The sequence below is a fragment of the Streptomyces sp. NPDC032745 genome, assembly GCF_055579465.1.
Window position 1 is genome coordinate 416,393 of sequence record NZ_JBVING010000006.1, and the last position, 19,482, is coordinate 435,874.

15 protein-coding genes and 1 tRNA gene are annotated in these 19,482 nt (G+C 71.9%); 6 read left to right on the forward strand and 10 right to left on the reverse strand.

Going from position 1 to position 19,482, the window contains the following annotated elements; genetic code table 11:
- Positions 1-5 precede the first annotated feature (5 nt).
- Complete coding sequence (locus ACZ5WG_RS18935; protein WP_468724458.1) at positions 6-2,558, reverse strand: ABC transporter permease; 2,553 nt, start codon at positions 2,556-2,558, stop codon at positions 6-8.
- A gap of 59 nt (positions 2,559-2,617) precedes the next feature.
- Positions 2,618-3,382, reverse strand: a complete 765-nt coding sequence (locus tag ACZ5WG_RS18940) for an ABC transporter ATP-binding protein (protein ID WP_468724556.1) — start codon at positions 3,380-3,382, stop codon at positions 2,618-2,620.
- Positions 3,383-3,870: 488 nt separating this feature from the next.
- Here ACZ5WG_RS18940 and ACZ5WG_RS18945 point away from each other — a divergent pair.
- Positions 3,871-3,951: transfer RNA gene (locus ACZ5WG_RS18945), tRNA-Leu, on the forward strand.
- A 135-nt stretch (positions 3,952-4,086) separates the two neighbouring features.
- Positions 4,087-4,935, forward strand: a complete 849-nt coding sequence (locus ACZ5WG_RS18950) for a Bax inhibitor-1/YccA family protein (RefSeq protein ID WP_468724459.1) — start codon at positions 4,087-4,089, stop codon at positions 4,933-4,935.
- Positions 4,936-5,116: 181 nt separating this feature from the next.
- Here ACZ5WG_RS18950 and ACZ5WG_RS18955 read toward each other — a convergent pair whose 3' ends face one another.
- Positions 5,117-5,347 (reverse strand): DUF4287 domain-containing protein, encoded by a 231-nt coding sequence (locus ACZ5WG_RS18955; RefSeq protein WP_112452766.1) that lies wholly within the window; start codon positions 5,345-5,347, stop codon positions 5,117-5,119.
- Between the two features lie 106 nt (positions 5,348-5,453).
- Here ACZ5WG_RS18955 and ACZ5WG_RS18960 point away from each other — a divergent pair, with 106 nt between their 5' ends.
- Positions 5,454-5,819 (forward strand): hypothetical protein, encoded by a 366-nt coding sequence (locus ACZ5WG_RS18960; protein WP_468724461.1) that lies wholly within the window; start codon positions 5,454-5,456, stop codon positions 5,817-5,819.
- On the opposite strand, the gene ACZ5WG_RS18965 is transcribed toward ACZ5WG_RS18960, so the two are convergent.
- The 3 genes from ACZ5WG_RS18965 to ACZ5WG_RS18975 form a co-directional block, all read right to left on the reverse strand.
- Complete coding sequence (locus ACZ5WG_RS18965; RefSeq protein WP_468724558.1) at positions 5,803-6,615, reverse strand: hypothetical protein; 813 nt, start codon at positions 6,613-6,615, stop codon at positions 5,803-5,805. The two genes, ACZ5WG_RS18960 and ACZ5WG_RS18965, sit on opposite strands and share 17 nt — an antisense overlap.
- Positions 6,616-7,011: 396 nt before the next feature.
- Positions 7,012-8,232, reverse strand: coding sequence for an acetyl-CoA C-acetyltransferase (locus ACZ5WG_RS18970; protein ID WP_468724462.1), 1,221 nt, complete (start codon positions 8,230-8,232; stop codon positions 7,012-7,014).
- 376 nt (positions 8,233-8,608) lie between these two features.
- Positions 8,609-9,661 carry an SGNH/GDSL hydrolase family protein gene (locus ACZ5WG_RS18975; RefSeq protein ID WP_468724464.1) on the reverse strand — a complete coding sequence of 351 codons (1,053 nt, stop codon included), beginning with the start codon at positions 9,659-9,661 and terminating at the stop codon, positions 8,609-8,611.
- 134 nt (positions 9,662-9,795) lie between these two features.
- Here ACZ5WG_RS18975 and ACZ5WG_RS18980 point away from each other — a divergent pair, with 134 nt between their 5' ends.
- Positions 9,796-11,178 carry a cystathionine beta-synthase gene (locus ACZ5WG_RS18980; RefSeq protein ID WP_266672989.1) on the forward strand — a complete coding sequence of 461 codons (1,383 nt, stop codon included), beginning with the start codon at positions 9,796-9,798 and terminating at the stop codon, positions 11,176-11,178.
- Between the two features lie 307 nt (positions 11,179-11,485).
- On the opposite strand, the gene ACZ5WG_RS18985 is transcribed toward ACZ5WG_RS18980, so the two are convergent.
- Positions 11,486-11,851: a hypothetical protein gene (locus tag ACZ5WG_RS18985; RefSeq protein WP_468724465.1), complete on the reverse strand. Its 366-nt coding sequence runs from the start codon at positions 11,849-11,851 to the stop codon at positions 11,486-11,488.
- A gap of 160 nt (positions 11,852-12,011) precedes the next feature.
- Here ACZ5WG_RS18985 and ACZ5WG_RS18990 point away from each other — a divergent pair, with 160 nt between their 5' ends.
- Positions 12,012-12,854, forward strand: a complete 843-nt coding sequence (locus ACZ5WG_RS18990; protein WP_468724467.1) for a MurR/RpiR family transcriptional regulator — start codon at positions 12,012-12,014, stop codon at positions 12,852-12,854.
- Between the two features lie 13 nt (positions 12,855-12,867).
- Here the strand turns inward: ACZ5WG_RS18990 and ACZ5WG_RS18995 are convergent, their stop codons facing one another.
- The 3 genes from ACZ5WG_RS18995 to ACZ5WG_RS19005 all read right to left on the reverse strand — a co-directional run bounded on the left by ACZ5WG_RS18995 (position 12,868) and on the right by ACZ5WG_RS19005 (position 17,687).
- On the reverse strand, positions 12,868-15,831 hold the full coding sequence (locus tag ACZ5WG_RS18995) for a tetratricopeptide repeat protein (protein WP_468724468.1): 2,964 nt from the start codon (positions 15,829-15,831) through the stop codon (positions 12,868-12,870).
- Between the two features lie 59 nt (positions 15,832-15,890).
- Entirely contained in the window at positions 15,891-16,235 is a 345-nt protein-coding gene (locus ACZ5WG_RS19000; protein ID WP_468724469.1) for a hypothetical protein, read from the reverse strand.
- 87 nt (positions 16,236-16,322) lie between these two features.
- Positions 16,323-17,687 (reverse strand): type III PLP-dependent enzyme domain-containing protein, encoded by a 1,365-nt coding sequence (locus ACZ5WG_RS19005; protein ID WP_468724471.1) that lies wholly within the window; start codon positions 17,685-17,687, stop codon positions 16,323-16,325.
- A gap of 104 nt (positions 17,688-17,791) precedes the next feature.
- On the opposite strand from ACZ5WG_RS19005, the gene hutU reads away from it, so the two are divergent.
- Positions 17,792-19,456: a urocanate hydratase gene (hutU, locus tag ACZ5WG_RS19010; protein WP_468724473.1), complete on the forward strand. Its 1,665-nt coding sequence runs from the start codon at positions 17,792-17,794 to the stop codon at positions 19,454-19,456.
- Positions 19,457-19,482 lie beyond the last annotated feature (26 nt).

Genomic DNA, 19,482 nt, shown 5'->3' on the forward strand with positions numbered 1-19,482 from the left:
TTTGGTTACTCCGTCTTGATGGCCGTCAGCATGTTCAGCCGGGCGGCGCTGCGGGCGGGCCACATGGCGGCCAGGACGCCCACCACGGCGGCCAGCAGGAGGAAGATGCCGATCCGGTCCCACGGGAGGACCAGTTCGTAGTTCGGCATGGCCTTCGCCATCGTGGTGCCGACCGCCCAGGCGAGGAAGATGCCGATGCCGACGCCCAGGGTCGCTCCGAAGAGCGAGATCACGACGGCCTCCAGGCGGATCATGTTCTTGACCCGGCCCCGGTCGAGGCCGATCGCCCGCAGCATGCCGATCTCCTGGGTCCGCTCGAAGACGGACATCGCCAGGGTGTTGACCACACCGAGCACCGAGATGATCAGCGCCATGCCGAGCAGGCCGTACATGACGTTCAGCATGGTGTTGATCATGCCGCCCATCTCGTTGCGCATGTCCTGCTGGGTGGCGACGGTGATGGCCGGGTTCTTGCCCAGGGCGTCGACGACCTTCTGCTGGCCGGCCTTGGACGCCCCGCCGTCGACGTTGACGTACACCTCGCGGACGTACTGTTCCTCGCTGTGCTCACTGAGGATCTTGTTGTCGATGACGTACGGGGAGAGCAGGCCCTCCATGTCCTTGTAGACCGCGCCGACCTTGAGGGTGCCCTCCTGGCCGTCGTCGTACTTCACCTTGAGCGTGGAGCCGACGGTGAGGTTCTGCTTCTTCGCGGTCTTCTCGGCGACCAGGATCTCGCCCTTGCCGAGGGAGTCCACCGAGCCGCTGACGGTCTCGATGTTCAGCAGCTGGCCGATGGCGGCCGGGTTGACACCGGAGGCCGACCGGAAGTCCTCGCCGACCTTGAAGAAGCCACCTGCCTGCGGGGAGACGGCCTTGATGCCGGGGGCCTTGGCCAGGGTCTCGGCCACCGACTTGTCGAGGCTGCCCATGTCGTCGGCCATGGAGACCTTGTAGTCCGCCTTGAGCTTTTCGGTGCTCATGCGGTCGACGACCTTGCCCACGGTGATGCCGAGCACCGACAGGGTGGTGACCAGGGTCAGGCCGATAGCCAGGGACGCGGCGGTGACGGCGGTGCGGCGCGGGTTGCGGACGGCATTCTGGGAGGCCAGCTTGCCGGGGATCCCGAACACCTTCTGCAGCAGCGGGCGGACGGCCCCGATGACCGGCTTGGAGAGCAGCGGCAGCAGCACGATCATGCCGATGAGCATGAAGAAGGCGCCCGCGCCGATGGTCATACGGCCGTTGTCGCCGCCCGTGGACACGCCGAGCATGACCAGGCCGACGCCGAGGACGCTGATGACGGAACCGAGGACGTTGCGCAGGACCAGGGACTTCGCGGTGGCCGGCAGGTGGGCGCTGCCCATGGCGGCGACCGGCGCGATCCGGCCGGTGCGCCAGGCCGGCAGCACCGCGGCGATCGTCGTGACCAGGATGCCGATGACCAGGGCCGCGATGACGGTGCCCGGGGCGATCACGAGGTCACCGCCCGGGAGCTTGGCGCCGAAGGAGCCGATCAGGGAGCGCATGCCGACCGCCAGGCCGACACCGCTGATCAGGCCGACGGCGGCCGACACGGCGCCGACGACCAGGGCCTCGGCGAGCACGGAGCGCATGACCTGGCCGCGGCTGGCGCCGACGGCGCGCAGCAGGGCCAGCTCCTTGGTGCGCTGGGTGACCAGCATGGTGAAGGTGTTGTAGATCAGGAAGATGCCGACGAAGAGCGAGATGCCGGCGAAGACGAGCAGCATGGTGCCCATCTGGCCCAGGCCCTTCTCGATCTCCTTGGCCTGCTCCTTGGCGAGCGCCGCACCCGTCTGCGCCTTGGTGTTCTTGCTGTCGACCAGCGGCTTGATATCGGCCAGCAGCTTGTCGGCGGAGGTGCCGTTCTTGGCGCCGACCGACATCTCCTGGAAGTAGCCGGGCTTGAGGTAGAGCTCCTGGGCGACCTTGGTGTCGAAGAGCACCAGGCTGCCGCCGGCCTGGACGGCACCGTCCTCGGTGGTGAAGACACCGGCGAGGGAGTACTCCTTGACCGGGCCGTTGGTGGCGACGCGGACCTTGTCGCCGACCTTGTACTTGCCCTTGTCCGCGGTTGCCCTGTCGAGCGCGATCTCGTCGGCCTTGGCCGGGCCGGCGCCCTGGGTGAAGGCGTAGCGCGGGTCCTTGCCGTCCTTGACGGGCGTGTAGTTGGCGCCCTGGTTGGACCAGCCGGAGCCGATCAGCTTGCCGTTCTCGTCGCCGACGCCGGCGAAGCCGGCGACGCGCCCCGAGACGGAGCCGACGCCCGGGAGCGCCTTGACCTTGTCGAGGGTCTGCTGGCTGAGGCCGGGCTCGCCCTCCTTCTCGCCTGCTTGGTTGCGGCCCTGGCCGTACGAGGTGACGGAGACGGCCACTCCCTCGTAGCTCTTGGCGGACTGGTTGGAGAGGGACTTCTTGAGGGTGTCGGTGAAGACGAGGGTGCCGGAGACGAAGGCGACGCCGAGGACGACGGCGAGCAGCGTCATCAGCAGCCTGGCCTTGTGCGCAAGGACGTTGCGCAGGGCGGTACGGAACATGGTGGAGGAGTCCAGGATGTCGGGGGTCAGCAGAGGGGGACTGGCGGAGGGGCAGTCCCTCAGCTGGTGCGGCCCTTGGCGTCGAAGGCCTTCATGCGGTCGAGCACCCCGTCGGCGGTGGGGCTGAGCATCTCGTCGACGATGCGGCCGTCGGCGAGGAAGATGACGCGGTCCGCGTAGGAGGCGGCCACCGGGTCGTGGGTGACCATGACGACGGTCTGGCCGAGCTCGCGGACGGAGTTGCGCAGGAAGCCGAGGACCTCGGCGCCGGAGCGGGAGTCCAGGTTTCCGGTGGGCTCGTCACCGAAGATGATCTCGGGGCGGGAGGCGAGGGCGCGGGCCACGGCCACGCGCTGCTGCTGGCCGCCGGAGAGCTGGGTGGGGCGGTGGCCGAGCCGGTCGGAGAGGCCGACCATGCTGATCACGTTGTCCAGCCACTGCTTGTCGGGCTTGCGGCCCGCGATGTCCATCGGCAGGGTGATGTTCTCCAGCGCCGTCAGGGTCGGCAGCAGGTTGAACGCCTGGAAGATGAAGCCGATCTTGTCCCGGCGCAGCTGGGTCAGCTGCTTGTCCTTGAGGGTGCCGAGCTCGGTTTCGCCGATGCGGACGGAGCCGGCGGAGAAGGTGTCCAGGCCGGCGACGCAGTGCATCAGCGTGGACTTGCCGGAGCCCGAGGGCCCCATGATCGCGGTGAACTGGCCCTGCCCGAAGTCCACGGAGACGTTGTCGAGGGCGACCACCTGGGTCTCGCCCTGGCCGTACACCTTGGAGAGGCCGGTGGCCCGGGCGGCCACGGCCTGGGTGGTGTGGGGGGCGTAGTTCATGGTGGTCACGGAAGCGACTCCTCGGGCTGCGGACCGGCGTGCGGTCTGCTGATCGGCGGGACTCTTCCATCGTCGCCGCGCCCGTCGCGCCGGGGATCAGCCGAGGTGCCCGTTCCCTGGCCCACTGGAGTCTGATCGCGGGGCGGCCCGCCTCCTCCTCTGGTATGACAGCCGGCCGGGTGGTCCTCGGGGGCGGACCGGGTGCCCGGCGGTGCTCGGGGCGGGGCGGCGGGCCCGGGGTGGCCCGGGGTGGCCCGGGGTGGCGTGAAGGGTGGCGGGCAGGGTGGCGCGAGCCATCGAAATCCCGTCATTCCCGATTCGGGGGTGATCGCCGCCCGTAACGGGCCCACCGCGTGTTCTCGTGTCTGACGGCCTCTCAAGCGCCAATAAAATCAGACAACATCGGATAGAGACGCCGCTGGCGACCTGGGCGTTCCGGATAGGCTCGGCGCAGCGTTCAGTGCTTTTTACGGGAGCCGCTACGCCCTGCCCGGATGGTGGAATGCAGACACGGCGAGCTTAAACCTCGCTGGCCTTAGGCCGTGCCGGTTCAAGTCCGGCTCCGGGCACTCCCGCACCCTCCTGAATATCTCCGGCGCTTCGCCGTGCCTTCTCCTAAGATCCTCCTCCAGCAGTAGGGTGCTTTCTTTGCGAGCGCATTACTCTTGTTGCAAGGCTGCGCACGGTGGCCATGGAGGAGTGAGATGAGGAGCAGCAACCCGGTCTTCTCGCGACGGGGGTTCAGCCGCGACAGCGGGGGCTACGCGGGCTTTGACGCGCAGCACCAGCAGGCCGGGACCAACCCGTACGCGACGAATCCTTACGCCACCGACGTGGCCACCGGCATGCCGCAGGCGCCCGCGCGCGCCGGCGTCATGACGATGGACGACGTCGTGAGCCGTACGGCCATGACGCTCGGTACGGTCATCCTCACGGCGACGATCGCGTGGATCGCCATGCCGGTCGACCCGGCGAACGTCAACAAGTCGTACGGCATCGCCATCGGCGCCGCTCTCGTCGCGATGGTCCTCGGCCTCGTCCAGAGCTTCAAGCGCAAGGCCTCCCCGGCGATCATCCTGGGCTACGCGGCCTTCGAGGGCTTCTTCCTCGGCGTCATCAGCTCGGCCACCAGCGCCGCGCTCGGTGCCGGCGTGGTCATCCAGGCCGTGCTCGGCACGATGTGCGTGTTCGCCTCCGTGCTCTTCGCGTACAAGATGCGCTGGATCCGCGTCACCCGCCGCTTCTACGGCTTCGTGATGGCGGCCGCCATGGGCTTCATGCTGCTCATGGTCGCGAACCTGCTGTTCTCGGTCTTCGCGGGCGGCGACGGCCTCGGCTTCCGCAGCGGCGGCCTCGGCATCCTGTTCGGCATCATCGGCGTCGTCCTCGGCGCCTGCTTCCTCGCCCTGGACTTCAAGCAGGTCGAGGACGGCATCGCGTACGGCGCGCCGCGCGACGAGGCCTGGCTGGCGGCCTTCGGCCTCACGCTGACCCTGGTGTGGATCTACCTGGAGCTGCTGCGCCTGTTCCAGATCCTCTCCGGCGACGACTAGTCGTACCGGGCACCTGTGCCCGTCACCGGCAGGGGGAAGGCCCCGCGAGCTCACCGCTCGCGGGGCCTTCCCGCGTTTCGGAGGGGTACGGGGTCGGGGGCAGGGACAGGGGTCGGGAACGAGGTCCCGGTATCGAGGGATCGGGGGATCGAGGGGTCGAGGGGAACTGGACGGGGAGGGCTCAGCCGAACTTGCGGGCCGCCCTGCGCAGGTCGTACTCGTGGATGATCGCCTTGGCCTGGCCGTACGAGAGCTCGTGCGCGCCGCGCAGCCAGCTGACCTTCTCCTCGAACCGGACGAGGGAGGGGCCGTCGTCCACGGTGCGGAGCCAGTCGGAGAGTTCACGACCGGTGGTCTGGGGGATTCTGTCGATCATGTTCCGGTGGGTCTGCTCGGAGAACTCTACGGACATGGGCGCCTCCGGAGGTATCGCCGTGCTGTGCTGTTCTCTTCACGCCACCGTGCCGGAGAGTTCGCCCGTTGGCAATGGTGCCGCGGCGGCGCGTAAGGTCGGCCGGGTGCTTGATACTTCGCCTCTGACCGCCGCCGTGGAACGTTTCGCCGACCGGCTGCGGGCCATGCCGCAGAGCCGTCTCCGGCAGGGGGCCGCCGCCGAGGCGCTGGAGCTGGCCCGGGAGCTCTCCGTACGGGCCCAGGCGCTGGAGGCGCCGGAGCAGGCCGAGGGGGCGGCTCCGGCGCGGAACATGCCCGACGCGGGGGTCTTCGTGGTCGGGGACCAGGTCGCGGTGGCCGGGCTGGACCTCGCCGAGGCGCTGCGCGCGGCCGCTGCCGAAGAGTCCGCGGAAAGCGCGAAGGCCTCGTCCGAGGTGCTGGACGAGGCCGTGCGGCTGGTGGAACAGGCGGAGGTCAGAGCGACGCGATGACGCGGTCCGCGAGGATGTAGACGTTGTTGTCCGGGTCCTGGGAGTCACCGCAGGAGAACGTCAGCGCATAGGCGCCCGAGATGCCCGAGCCGCCCAGCAGGACCGGCGCGGTGCCCGAGCGCAGGGCCTCGGCGAGGCGCTCCGCCGTCTCGCGGTGGCCCGGGGTCATGCACAGCGTGGTCCCGTCGGTGAAGACGTACACGTCGAGCGTGCCCAGCGGGCCGGGGCGGACGTCGGCGAGGGCCGTACGGGCCTCCGCGAGCTCCTCCAGGCGGCTGACCGTGCGCTCGTGGTCGGCGCCGGGGGCCGAGGCCTGGACCGGTACGAAGTCGGGGTGCGAGGGGTGGCGCCGGCGCGCGGCGGCCAGCTCGGCGGAATCCTCGGGGTAGTCGTCGGCCGCCTCGTCGCCGAGCACCGGCTCCAGACCCACCAGGTCCGCCTGGCGGGGCAGGAAGACGGCCGGGCCGTCCTCACCGAGCCCGGGCAGCCCGCCCAGCAGGGAGGGGGCGTCGGCGGCGTCACGGGCCTCCTGCGCGGCCCAGAAGGCCCGCGCCTCGGCGAGCTCGCGCTCGCGCTCCTCGGCCAGGGCCTCGGCCACGGCGGCTCGTATCTCGGCGGCGGGGGAATGCACGGCACTGCGGGCGTGCGGGACGGTCGTACCGCCGCGGACGTGGGCCGGCGGAGCCAGCTCACCGCGGAGGGCCGCCACCTGCTTGCGCAGGCCGTGTACAGCGTGCAGCGCAGCAGCGCCCACGGCCGCGGCGGCGGCCGTGGTCAGCAGCAGGGCAAGAGACATGGCGCTCACTGACTAACTCCTGATTGATTCGATCCCCCGACTTCCTACATCAGAGTGTCCCGACCTGGGAATGGCGTGCAGTGCATTACGTCACGAATTGGACAGGGCTTTGGTCACACCGGAAGCTTGCGAATGTGCCCTGACCTGGGGAAATGCCAAACCCCCAGGACAAAGGTCACATCCTGGGGGAGATTCGGTCACAGGTCGGCCGCGACGGGATTGGATTCGGTGTCAGTACGCCGCAAGGGATCAAGCGGATCCCTTGCGGCGTCTGGACGGACGGTCGCTCCGGCTCAGCTCAGGCGCTCGCCTCTTGTGGTCGCGCTGATCTTCGCCACCGCTGCGGGCAGGTGCCGCCGCTCATTCTTCGCGGCGACCCCTACCCTCCGCTCCGGCTCAGCTCAGGCGCTCGATGACCATGGCCATGCCCTGTCCGCCGCCCACGCACATGGTCTCGAGGCCGAACTGCTTGTCGTGGAACTGCAGGCTGTTGATCAGAGTGCCGGTGATGCGGGCACCGGTCATCCCGAACGGGTGACCGACGGCGATGGCCCCACCGTTGACGTTCAGCTTCTCCAGCGGGATCTCCAGGTCCCGGTAGGAGGGGATGACCTGGGCCGCGAAGGCCTCGTTGATCTCGAACAGGTCGATGTCGCCGACGGTCAGACCGGCGCGCTTCAGGGCCTGCTTCGACGCCTCGACCGGGCCGAGGCCCATGATCTCGGGGGACAGGCCGGTGACGCCGGTGGAGACGATCCGGGCCAGCGGGGTCAGGCCGAGCTCGCGCGCCTTGGTGTCGCTCATGATGACCAGCGCGGCGGCGCCGTCGTTGAGCGGGCAGCAGTTGCCGGCGGTGACCAGGCCGTCGGGGCGGAAGACGGGCTTGAGGCCCTGGACGCCCTCCAGGGTGACGCCGGCGCGCGGGCCGTCGTCCGTGGAGACGACGGTGCCGTCCGGGGTGGTGACCGGGGTGATCTCCCGCTCCCAGAAGCCGTTCTTGATCGCGGCCTCGGCGAGGTTCTGCGAGCGGACGCCGAACTCGTCCATGTCCTGGCGGGTCACGCCCTTGAGGCGGGCCAGGTTCTCGGCGGTCTGGCCCATCGAGATGTACGCGTCCGGGATCAGGCCGTCCTCGCGCGGGTCGTGCCAGGACGCGCCCTCGCTCTGGGAGACGGCGGCGGTACGGCCCTCCGCGTCGACGAAGAGCGGGTTGTGGGTGTCCGGCAGGCCGTCCGAGGAGCCCTTCACGGAGCGGGAGACCATCTCGACGCCCGCGGAGATGAAGACGTCGCCCTCGCCGGCCTTGATGGCGTGCAGCGCCATGCGGGAGGTCTGGAGCGAGGAGGAACAGTAGCGGGTGATCGTGGTGCCGGGCAGGTAGTCCATGCCCATCTGCACCGCGACGATCCGGCCGAGGTTGTGGCCCTGCTCGCCGCCGGGGAGGCCGCAGCCGAGCATCAGGTCGTCGATCTGGCGCGGGTCCAGCTCGGGGATCTTGGCGAGCGCGGCCTGGATGATCGTGGCGGTCAGGTCGTCCGGACGCACGTCCTTGAGGGACCCCTTGAAGGCGCGCCCGATGGGGGAGCGGGCGGTGGAAACGATGACTGCTTCGGGCATCGGGGCTCCAAGGGGGATGCGTGGTTGCGGGACCGCATGCGAAGTTACCGCCCCGTACGGTCGAGGTCACCGGCTTCGGCATGTGATGCCGGTCGCTCCGCAGGTCCAACGCGCCCCGCAGCCGCCCTGTTCCGCCCCGCTCCCGGGCTAGAGAGTGTCGTCAAAGTGGCGTCGGCCGCCCGGAAGGGCGGGGCTGGCGGGGTCTGGTGCGTGCGCTCGCAAGGCGGAGGAGGGAAGCGACGCGGTGGGGGCACCTCCCAGCGGTAGCTGGGGGACGTCGTTGACCGACGACAACGCGGCGAGCGTGCGTGCCAGCCCCCGCCGGCCTGGGGGCACCTCCCAGCGGTAGCTGGGGGAGGGACTTTGACGACACGACCTAGGTGCCTGCCACCTGGGTGCCCGGGACGGGGTCCGGGCTGGGCGGCGGTGCGGACACGTCCTCTGCCGGGACCCGGCGGCGCCGACGGTGCTTGAGGAGGGCCCAGGGCCCGCGGGCAGCCGTGACCTCGGTGCCCGCCTGCCCGGCAGCGGCAGACGCGGCCTTGGCCACCGGAAGCATGTCCTCGTTCCGCGCCACCTCCAGCCGGTCCGACTCCGGCCACAGGGAGAGCGCCGCGCACAGCGTGGGGAGGACGGCCATGGCGGCGGTCGCGTACCCCTCCGCCGACGGGTGGTACGAGTCCGGGCCGAACATCTCGCGGGGGTTCGCCGCGAATTCCGGGCCCAGCAGGTCCCCCATCGAGACCGTACGGGCCCCCAGGGCGACGACCCCTATGGTCTGCGCGGCAGCCAGCTGGCGCGAGACCCGGCGGGCCAGCCACCGCAGCGGCTGGTACACCGGCTCGATGGTGCCCAGGTCGGGGCAGGTGCCGACCACCACCTCGGTGCCCGCGAGCCGCAGCCGGCGTACGGCCGAGGTGAGGTGGCGCACCGACTGCGTCGGCGGCATGCGCCGCGTCACGTCGTTCGCCCCGATCATGATCACGCACACGTCCGGCGGCGGCAGCTCGCCGTCCAGGAGCAGGCCCGCCTGGCGGTCGAGGTCGTCGGACATGGCCCCGGAGACGGCCACGTTGCGCAGCTCCACCGGGCGCTCGGCCACCGCCGCCAGCCCCGAGGCCAGCAGCGCGGCCGGGGTCTGTCTGGCCCGGCGCACGCCGAGCCCGGCGGCCGTGGAGTCGCCCAGCATGGCGAGCCGCAGCGGGACGGTGCCCGGTTCCAGCCCGGGGCCCGCTTCCGGTCTGGCGAACTCGCTCCCGTACAGCCCGTCCGCCCGCGGCGGATCGCCCAGCCCGGTGCCCACGGTCCGCTTGGCGAACTGGACCTCCGCCAGCACCAGCCCCACGGCGGCGGCTCCGACCAGCCCGAGCCCGCCGCCGCCGTACGCCGCGCCCGCCGCGATCCGGCGGGCCGTCCTCGCCCTGGACACCTCTCGAGCCACCTCGCTTTGCTGCCTGGCCTCGATGACCTACCTGCCCCGTACTGCCGGTCGGCCAATCCCTTTCCGCATAGTCTGGCCGGACCTCCCGGAGAACCCGTGGAGTCCCCTCCCTGGAGAACATGGTGCAATTCCACGACTCGATGATCAGCCTCGTCGGCAACACCCCGCTGGTGAAGCTCAACCGTGTGACCGAAGGCCTGCAGGCCACCGTCCTTGCCAAGGTCGAGTACTTCAATCCCGGCGGATCCGTGAAGGACCGGATCGCCGTCCGGATGATCGAGGCCGCCGAGCAGAGCGGTGCCCTCAAGCCCGGCGGCACCATCGTGGAGCCGACCAGCGGCAACACCGGCGTAGGACTCGCCATCGTGGCCCAGCAGAAGGGCTACAAGTGCATCTTCGTCTGCCCTGACAAGGTGTCCATGGACAAGATCAACGTGATGCGCGCGTACGGCGCGGAGGTCGTGGTCTGCCCGACCGCCGTCGACCCCGAGCACCCGGACTCGTACTACAACGTGTCCGACCGCCTCGCGCGCGAGCCCGGCGCCTGGAAGCCCGACCAGTACAGCAACCCGAACAACCCCCGTTCGCACTACGAGACCACCGGTCCCGAGCTGTGGGAGCAGACGGACGGGAAGATCACCCACTTCGTCGCCGGCGTCGGCACGGGCGGCACGATCTCCGGTACCGGCAACTACCTCAAGGAGGTCAGCGGCGGGAAGGTCAAGGTCATCGGCGCCGACCCCGAGGGCTCGGTCTACTCCGGCGGCTCGGGCCGCCCGTACCTGGTCGAGGGCGTCGGCGAGGACTTCTGGCCGACCGCGTACGACCCGAACGTGACGGACGAGATCATCGCGGTGTCCGACAAGGACTCCTTCCAGATGACCCGCCGCCTCGCCAAGGAGGAGGGCCTGCTCGTCGGCGGCTCCTGCGGCATGGCGGTCGTCGCGGCGCTGAAGGCCGCCGAGGGGCTCGGCCCGGACGACGTGGTCGTCGTCCTGCTGCCGGACAGCGGCCGCGGCTACCTCAGCAAGATCTTCAGCGACGAGTGGATGGCCGGTCACGGCTTCCTCGAGGAGGCGGGCCCGGCGGCGCGCATCGGCGACGTGCTCGCGGACAAGGAGGGCGCCATGCCGTCCCTGGTCCACATGCACCCCGAGGAGACCGTGGGCGAGGCCATCGAGGTGCTGCGCGAGTACGGCGTCTCCCAGATGCCGATCGTCAAGCCCGGCGCCGGCCACCCGGACGTGATGGCCGCCGAGGTCATCGGCTCGGTCGTGGAGAAGGAGCTGCTGGCGGCGCTGTTCGCGAAGCAGGCCTCGCTGTCGGACCCGCTCGAGAAGCACATGAGCCGGCCGCTGCCGCAGGTCGGTTCGGGCGAGCCGGTGTCGGAGCTGATGTCCGTGCTGGGCGAGGCGGACGCGGCGATCGTGCTGGTCGAGGGCAAGCCGACCGGTGTGGTCAGCCGTCAGGACCTGCTGGCGTTCCTCGCGAAGGGCGCGAAGTAGCCGCTGCCGGTGGCGGGATGACGCCGTGTCGGCATGTCGTGCAAAAGGTACGGGCCCGTCATGTGACGGCAGCACCGGCTTAACACGGCTCCGGCACAGTGGTGGTTGTCGGCAGGAGCGCAAACGCCCCGGCCGGCACCACCGAACGGCGTTGGCGCGATTCCGGAGCGGCTCCCGGACCGCGTGGACGCCATGGACGCGGCCGGCCCTGACCCGGCCCGTGTCCTTCGCGGGGACCGCCGTCGTCCCGCCCCTCGCGCTCGCGAGGGTGCGGCGGTCCCCGCGCACACCTCTTTTCAGGCCGTTTTCAGGAGCGGTGGCGGAGGCGTTTCGTCGCGTGGACGAAGTTCACGCCGACGACGCCCGCCCAGGCGACCAGCAGGCCCTTGAACCCCGCCTGCGTGGCGCCGATGGCCGACAGCGGGATCGCCAGGACCAGCGTGATGACCGCGAAGCCGAAGCGTTCGCCGAAGCCGCCGTCCAGCGGCGACGGCACGCCGCTGCCCCGGCCCCCGCGGACGGCGGCCAGGCGCTCCTCGGCCAGCCGGCGGCGGACCTGGGTGTCGACCTTCTCCACGAAGGAGTCCACGAGCGCGGCCTCGTAGTCCGGCCCCAGCTCGCGCCGGGCGTCCAACGTCGCGTCGAGTTCCTTCTTCAGCTCCTGGGACTCCATGCGCCCAGCGTAGGAACGGGCGCCGGCCCCGGCACTGGGGGTAGCCCCCGTATCCCGGGGCCGCTCAGCCGTCTCGCGGAGCGGTCCGCGGCTTGCCGTGCTGCATAACCGCATGCAGAGTGCTCGGTGACTGAATATTCATGGGGACGGAGGGGTCGGGATGAGCGACAGCCCGGCAGCGCGGCTGCAGAAGCTGTTCGAGGGGCACCGGCTGACGCCCACCCAGCGGCGGATCGCCCACTGCATGGTGCGGGGGGCGGCGGACGTGCCGTTCCTGTCGAGCGTGGAGCTCGCAGAGCTGGCCGGGGTGAGCCAGCCCTCGGTGACCCGCTTCGCGGTGGCGCTCGGCTTCGACGGGTATCCGGCGCTGCGCCGGCACCTGCGCGAGGTGGCTCCCGCCGAGCGCGCCGAGGCCGCGCAGGAGGACGCGTACAACGAGTACCAGCAGGCCGTCCAGGGTGAGATCGAGAACCTGCGGCAGCTGTCGGCGATGCTCGCCGACCCCGCGCCGGTCGAGGAGGCGGGCCGGGTGCTCGCCGCGTCCAGGCCGCTGCCCGTGCTCGGGCTGCGGGCGGCGTCCTCGCAGGCGCGCGGCTTCGCGTACTTCGCCGCCAAGGTGCACCCCGACGTACGGCTCCTCGACGAGGGCGGCTCGATGCTCGCCGACCGGATCGACGCGGCCGCCGGGGCAGGGGCCTCGGCGCTGCTGTGCTTCGCGCTGCCGCGGCATCCGCGGGAGGTGGCGGAGGCCCTGGAGCACGCGCGGGCGGCCGGGCTGAAGGTGGTGACGGTAGCGGACTCGGCGTTCGCCCCGGTGGCCCGCTCCTCGGACCTGCTGATCCCGGCGCCCGTCGGGACGGGACTGGCCTTCGACACTGCGTGCGCGCCGATGCTGCTGGGCCGGGTCCTGCTGGAGGCGATGGCGGACGCCCTTCCGGACGCCCAGGCCCGCCTGGAGGCCTTCGACGCCCGCGCCGCGGCGCGGGGGCTGTTCGTGGAGTAGCGCCCGTTCCCCGTCAGCGGTGGTCGATCTCGGCCGGCTCGGTCGCGAGGCGGTTGCGCAGGGCGGGGATGCGGGAGAGCAGGGGGAGCGCGGTGTCGCGTACGGCGCGCAGGACCGGGTTGCGGGTGGTAGCGATCCGGGTCATCCGGTCGGTCAGGGCCGCCACGTGCAGGGCGACGGGGCGGCGCACGGCCTCGTAGGCGTCGAGATCCCCGCCGGCGAGCGCGTGCCGGGCCCGGCGGGCCAGGAAGACGGCGGAGGCACTGGAGTACCTCACCGGCTTCCCGGCCGCCGTGCCGGGCCCGGCGGGCCCGCCGGGCAGCGGGGCGACGGAGGTGAGTCCGGCCGCGCCGTAGGCGGGCGAGACCTCCCGGGGGCCGGGGGCCGGGGGCCCGGTCCATGGCCACGTCGGCCCGTACGAAGGACTCCTCGTAGTCGCTGCCCGTGAAGCCCGGTCGGCACGGCCCCCGCGTCGCGGGCGCTTCCTACGGCTCCTCGGGGCCGTTGGGGCGGCGGCCCCGGCGGCGCAGGAGGCGGCCTGCGCGGCGGCCGCCTCGGGGCCGTTGGGGCGGCGGCCCCGGCGGCGCAGGAGGCGGCCTGCGCGGCGGCCGCGCCGGCGGCTCGGCTGGGCACGGATGCCTTCGAACATGAGGGTGGCCAGCCGGGACCTCGCCTCGTCCCCCGCCTCCGCATAGGCGGAGGCGGACCGCAGCAGCGCGGCCCGCGCCTCATCGGCCCGGCCGCACTGGCTGAGCGCACTGGCCAGGCACATCTGCGCCCAGCCCGCCCCGGAGCGGTCGCCGAGTTCCTCGTACAGCGTGCTCGCCCGCTCGTGCACCGGCGCGGCGCCCTCGAAGTCCCGGCGTCCTGCCAGCGCGAGGCCGTGCAGGACCAGCGCCCGTGCCTCGTCCTGCCGGTCGCCCGCATGCCGGAAGCACTGGACGGCCTTCCCGTGGGCTTCGACGGCGGCCCGGGCGCGCCCTGCGCGGTCCAGAGCCTCGGCGAGCCCGCCGAAAGCCACGCCCACCTCGTGGACCTCGACGAGCTCCACGAACATCGCCACGGCCTCCTCATAGGCCCTGATGGCCTCCTCGTGGCGCCCGGCCGCACTGAGCGCCCGGCCCAGATTGCGCCTCGCCGCGGCCGCCGTGTGCGGATGTCCGGCCTCCGAGAGGACCGCGTCGGCCCTCTCCTGGGCTGCGGCCGCCTCCTCGGAGCGACCCTGCTCCTGGAGGATGGTGCCGAGGTTGTTCCACGCCTTCCCTTCGCCCTGCCGGTCCCCCAGATCGCGGAAGAGGCGCAGGCTCTCCTGCGCTGCAGCGGCCGCCTGTTCCGCCCGGCCGGCGCACAGCGCGAGGGTCGCCTCGTTCAGCAGGCGGCCCGCCCTCTCCTGCGGGGTTTCCCCGGGGTGCGGGGCCGAGACCCGCTCCTGCAGTGCGGCGGCCTCCTCGAACCCGCCGACCCTGACGACGGCCATCGCGAGGTTGCGCAGCGCCGTCTCCCTTGCCGCGGCGTCACCGGAGCGCTCCGCCTCCGCGAGGCTCAGCCGGTTGAGTGCGACCGCCTCCGGGAAGAGCCTGCGCCGATGGAGGTAGGCCTGCAGGTACGCACAGAATCCGTTCACGTCGGCCGACTTGCCGAGGGACGCGGCGAAGGGGACCAGCGCGATGAGGTTGTCCCGCTCCTCGTCGAGCCATCGCAAGGCCGTGGCCGCATCGGGGATGTGCGCGGACCACTCCTCGTCGCTCCGGCCCTGGAGGCGGCCGTCCGACCCCACCAACATCACCCCGTACATGCAGATCAGGCGCTCGGCTGCCGCGTCCCACCCGTCCTCCTCGGCGTGCCGGCGGGCCAGCTCCGCCGCGTAGAGCCGCACCAGGTCGTGCATGCGCCAGCGACCCGAGCCCGTCGGATGTTCCGCGATCAGCCCGGTGCCGCCCAGCCGGGCCAACAGGCCCCGCATGCGGTGCTCTGCGCCGGCGAGCGCCACCGCCTCTGCGCTGCTCTCGCCGTACAGCACCATCACGAAGGTGACGTGGCAGTCCGGCCCGGGGTTGACGGAGAACAGCCGGAACAGCCGGGCCTGGTCGTCCGGCAGCCGGGCGTACGACAGCTCGAACGCGGCCCGCACCCCGGTCGGCACGGCGCGCCCGTCGTCGTACGTCAGTGCCTCCAACCGGTTCTGGGCATCGGCAAGCTGGTGCGACAGGGAGGTGAGAGGCAGGCCGGGGTCGCTCGCCAGCAGCGCTCCCACGACGGTCAGTGCCAGCGGCAGTCGCCCGCAGTGCCCGGTGATCTCCGTCAGTGCGTCCGGCTCCCTCGACGGCCGCGGATCGTCCGGACGGATCCGCAGCAGCATCCCGGACACCAGCTCGGCGGCGGCCGTGGCGGACAGTTCGGCGAGGGGCACGAGCCGTGCCTGGAAGTCCGGCGAGATCAGGCTGTCCCGGGAGGTCACCAGCAGCCGGTGCGTGTCTCCGGCCGGAACCAGGTCCCGTACCTGCCCGACCTCGCCCGCGTCGTCGGCCACGATCAGCACCCGGCGCCCCTCGGCCGCCCGCGCGGCCAGCTCCGAGCGGTACAGCGCCAGCCGCCCCTCCGGCGTCGGCGGGACGTCCTCGTCGCGGATCCCCAGCTCGCCCAGGAGCAGGGAGACCGCCTGGCCGCCGCCGAGCGTGCCGTCCGGGGCGTAGCCGCGCAGCCCGACGAACAGGACCCCGCCCTCGAACCAGCCCTTCTCCATGGCCTGTTGGGCCACGGTCAGGGCCAGCGCGGTCTTCCCGACCCCGGCCAGGCCGGAGACCACGGCAGCCCTGCTTCCGCCGGGTGCCAGCTCCTTCAGCAGCTCGCCGGTGCTGTCCTCGCGCCCGGACAGCACGTCGGGGGCCTGGGGCAGGGCGCGCAGCGCGTTCGGCGCGGCCGGGGTGCCGGTCCGGTGGACCACGTAGTCCCCCTGGACCACGTAGTCTCCCGCCACCTGCGTGACCAGGCTGTTCCGATGGGCCGTGAGCTGCTGCCGCGACCGCTTCCTGCGGGCTATGGCGCGGCCCTCCCGCCGGTCTGCCGGACCACCGAGCCGGGGGCGGCGTCGAGCTCCTGGTCCACCTTGTCGGGGTCCGCGATTCCGCTCTCCTGGATCACATCGCTGCGCTCCCCGGCGCGCAGGCGCAGTCGCACGGACTTGCGCCGCCTGCCGGCGGCCCACCACGCCCCGGGGGCCGCCGTCGCCATGGCGCCGGCGAAGGCCGAGGCGATCTCCACGCCGCCGCCGTCCTTGTCCGGCAGCCAGCCGAAGGGGTCCCAGTGGGCCAAGGCGAAGCAGAGCCCGAACGCAACTGCCGTTCCCAGGAGGACGATTACGTACCGCATGGATTGAGCCATGGCTGAAGCGTCGCAGCGGGTTCCGTGCGATGAGAAGGAATTCGGACAAGACCACCGGTTCGGGTGACGGGTCCCGGAGGGGGCCGGTCAGAGCAGTCCGTCCCGGAAGGCGCCGCCCGCCTCCGTGACGATCGCGGACAAGGGCTGCGCCGGGCGCACTTGGGCGAAGTGCACCTCGTCCGGTGCCGTCACGGTGAAGCCGTGGACCGCTGGGCGCGGGAGGCTGTTGTAGCCGTAGTGGGCCGTGAAGAAGTACGCGCCCGTGTCCGGGACCGCGATCAGGTCCCCCGGAGCCAGTTCCGGCAGTTCCCGGGCCGTGGCCAGCAGGTCGCCCGCGAAGCACGCCGGGCCCGCGATGTCCTGGGCGACGGGCGGGCCCGCCTTCGGGGTGCCCTTCGCGTCGTACGGCAGGATCCGCAGCGGCCAGGCCGCCGGGGCGTAGACCGTACGGGTCGCCAGCTGGACCCCCGCGTGCGTGAGCGCGATCGGGCGGCCCCCGGTGGTCTTCGTGTACTCGACCCGGGAGAGCACCAGCCCGTGCTTGGCCAGCAGGGACCTGCCGAACTCCGTCACCAGGCCGTAGCGGCCGGAGAAGAGGGCCGGGGCGGCCTCCCGGAGGGCTGCCGCGTACTGCGCGTACGTGGGGGTCTCGGCGTCCGACGTGAAGTTCACCGGCAGGCCCCCGCCGATGTCGAGGGTGTCGACCTGGCGGCGGCCGGCCGCCGCGTTGATCTCCTCCGCCAGGGAGTGGAGGTCGCGGACCCCTTCCGCGATCAGGGGGAGGGGTACGCCCTGGGAGCCCGAGTGGGTGTGCAGCCGGGTGAGCCACGGCCGGTCCAGGAAGGCCCGTACGAGCCACTCGCGCGCCCCCGGATCCCGCAGCGCGATCCCGAACTTCGACGTCGCGGTGGCCGTGGAGAGGGCGTCGATCGCGCCGGCGCCCGTCTGCGGGTTGATCCGGATCCCCACAGGGGCCGACGTGGGGGCTTCGGCGACCAGCGCGTCCAGGCGTTCCAGTTCCTGCCGGTTGTCGGCATTGACGGCGATCCCGAGCGCCAGCGCCTCGCGCAGCTCGGCCACGGTCTTGGCGGGGGAGTCCAGCACGGTCCGCTCCGGTGCCACCCCGGCCGCCCGGGCCAGCGCCAGCTCGCCGGGGCTCGCGACCTCGCAGCCGAGGCCGCAGTCCGCGAGCAGCCGCAGCACCGGCACGAGCGGGCACGCCTTCACCGCGAAGGCGTGCAGGACGGGGGTGCCGGGCGCCAGCACGGCCGCGAAAGCGCTGGTCAGGGCGGCGGCGGAGGATCGGATCCCGGTCACGTCCAGCAGGCAGACGAGCGGCTCCGCGGCATCCGCCCCGCCCACCAGACCCTGCTCGACCGCGGCCCGTACGGCCAGGTCCCGGCGCGCCGCGGCGTCCGCCGCGCCCGCCGCCGTGTGCGTCTCGACAGCCATGCCCGTCAGCCAATCATCCGGCGGGTCGGCCCGCAGCTGTTGACTGAATCTATTCAGGAAGTCAGGATGTGAATAGATTGACCAACACCGGAGGAGGCACCGCCATGTCAGGACCCCGCCCCGTACGTGCTGCGCGAGGCACCGAGCTCAGCACCCTGGGATGGCAGCAGGAAGCCGCCCTCCGGATGCTGCAGAACAACCTCGACCCCGAGGTCGCCGAGCACCCCGACAAGCTCGTCGTCTACGGCGGCACCGGCAAGGCGGCGCGCGACTGGCGCTCGTACGACGCGATGGTCCGCACCCTGCGGACCCTCAAGCAGGACGAGACGATGCTGGTCCAGTCCGGCCGCCCGGTCGGCGTGATGCAAACGCACGAGTGGGCGCCGCGCGTCCTGCTCGCCAACTCCAACCTGGTCGGCGACTGGGCCAACTGGGAGGAGTTCCGCCGTCTGGAACACCTGGGCCTGACCATGTACGGCCAGATGACGGCCGGCTCCTGGATCTACATCGGCACCCAGGGCATCCTGCAGGGCACCTACGAGACCTTCGCGGCCGTCGCCGCCAAGAAGTTCAACGGGACCCTCGCCGGCACCATCACCCTCACCGCCGGCCTCGGCGGCATGGGCGGCGCCCAGCCGCTGGCCGTGACGATGAACGACGGCGTCGCGATCTGCATCGACGTCGACCCGCGCGCCATCGAGCGCCGCATCGAGCACCGCTACCTGGACGTGAAGGCCGACAACCTGCAGCACGCGCTGCAGCTCGCGGTCGAGGCGCGCGACGCCCGCAAGCCCCTCTCCATCGGCCTGCTCGGCAACGCGGCCGAGCTCCTCCCGCAGATGCTCGCCGAGGGCGCCCCGATCGACATCGTGACGGACCAGACCTCCGCGCACGACCCGCTCGCGTACCTCCCGACCGGCGTCGACTTCGACGACATGGCGGCGTACGCGGCCAAGGACCCGGCGGGCTTCACCACGCGGGCCCGCGAGTCGATGGCGAAGCACGTCGAGGCCATGGTCGGCTTCATGGACGCCGGCTCCGAGGTCTTCGACTACGGCAACTCCATCCGCGGCGAGGCCCAGCTGGCCGGCTACGACCGTGCGTTCGCCTTCCCCGGCTTCGTCCCGGCGTACATCCGCCCGCTGTTCTGCGAGGGCAAGGGCCCGTTCCGCTGGGCGGCCCTGTCCGGCGAGGCCTCGGACATCGCGAAGACCGACAAGGCGATGCTGGAGCTCTTCCCGGAGAACGAGTCGCTGCACCGCTGGATCAAGATGGCCGGCGAGCGCGTCCACTTCCAGGGCCTGCCGGCGCGCATCTGCTGGCTCGGCTACGGCGAGCGCGACAAGGCGGGCGAGCGCTTCAACGAGATGGTGGCCGACGGCACCCTCGCCGCCCCGCTGGCCATCGGCCGCGACCACCTCGACTGCGGCTCCGTCGCCTCCCCGTACCGCGAGACCGAGGCCATGCTCGACGGCTCCGACGCGATCGCCGACTGGCCGCTGCTCAACGCCATGGTCAACGTCGCCTCCGGCGCCTCCTGGGTCTCGATCCACCACGGCGGCGGCGTCGGCATGGGCCGCTCGATCCACGCCGGCCAGGTCACCGTCGCCGACGGCACCAAGCTCGCGGGCGAGAAGATCCGCCGCGTCCTCACCAACGACCCGGGCATGGGCGTCATCCGCCACGTCGACGCGGGCTACGACATCGCCGAGTCGGTGGCCGACGAGCGCGGCGTCCGCGTCCCCATGCGCGAGGGCGACGACGCGTGAGCGACAACCCCGCAGGGGCGAGCTCG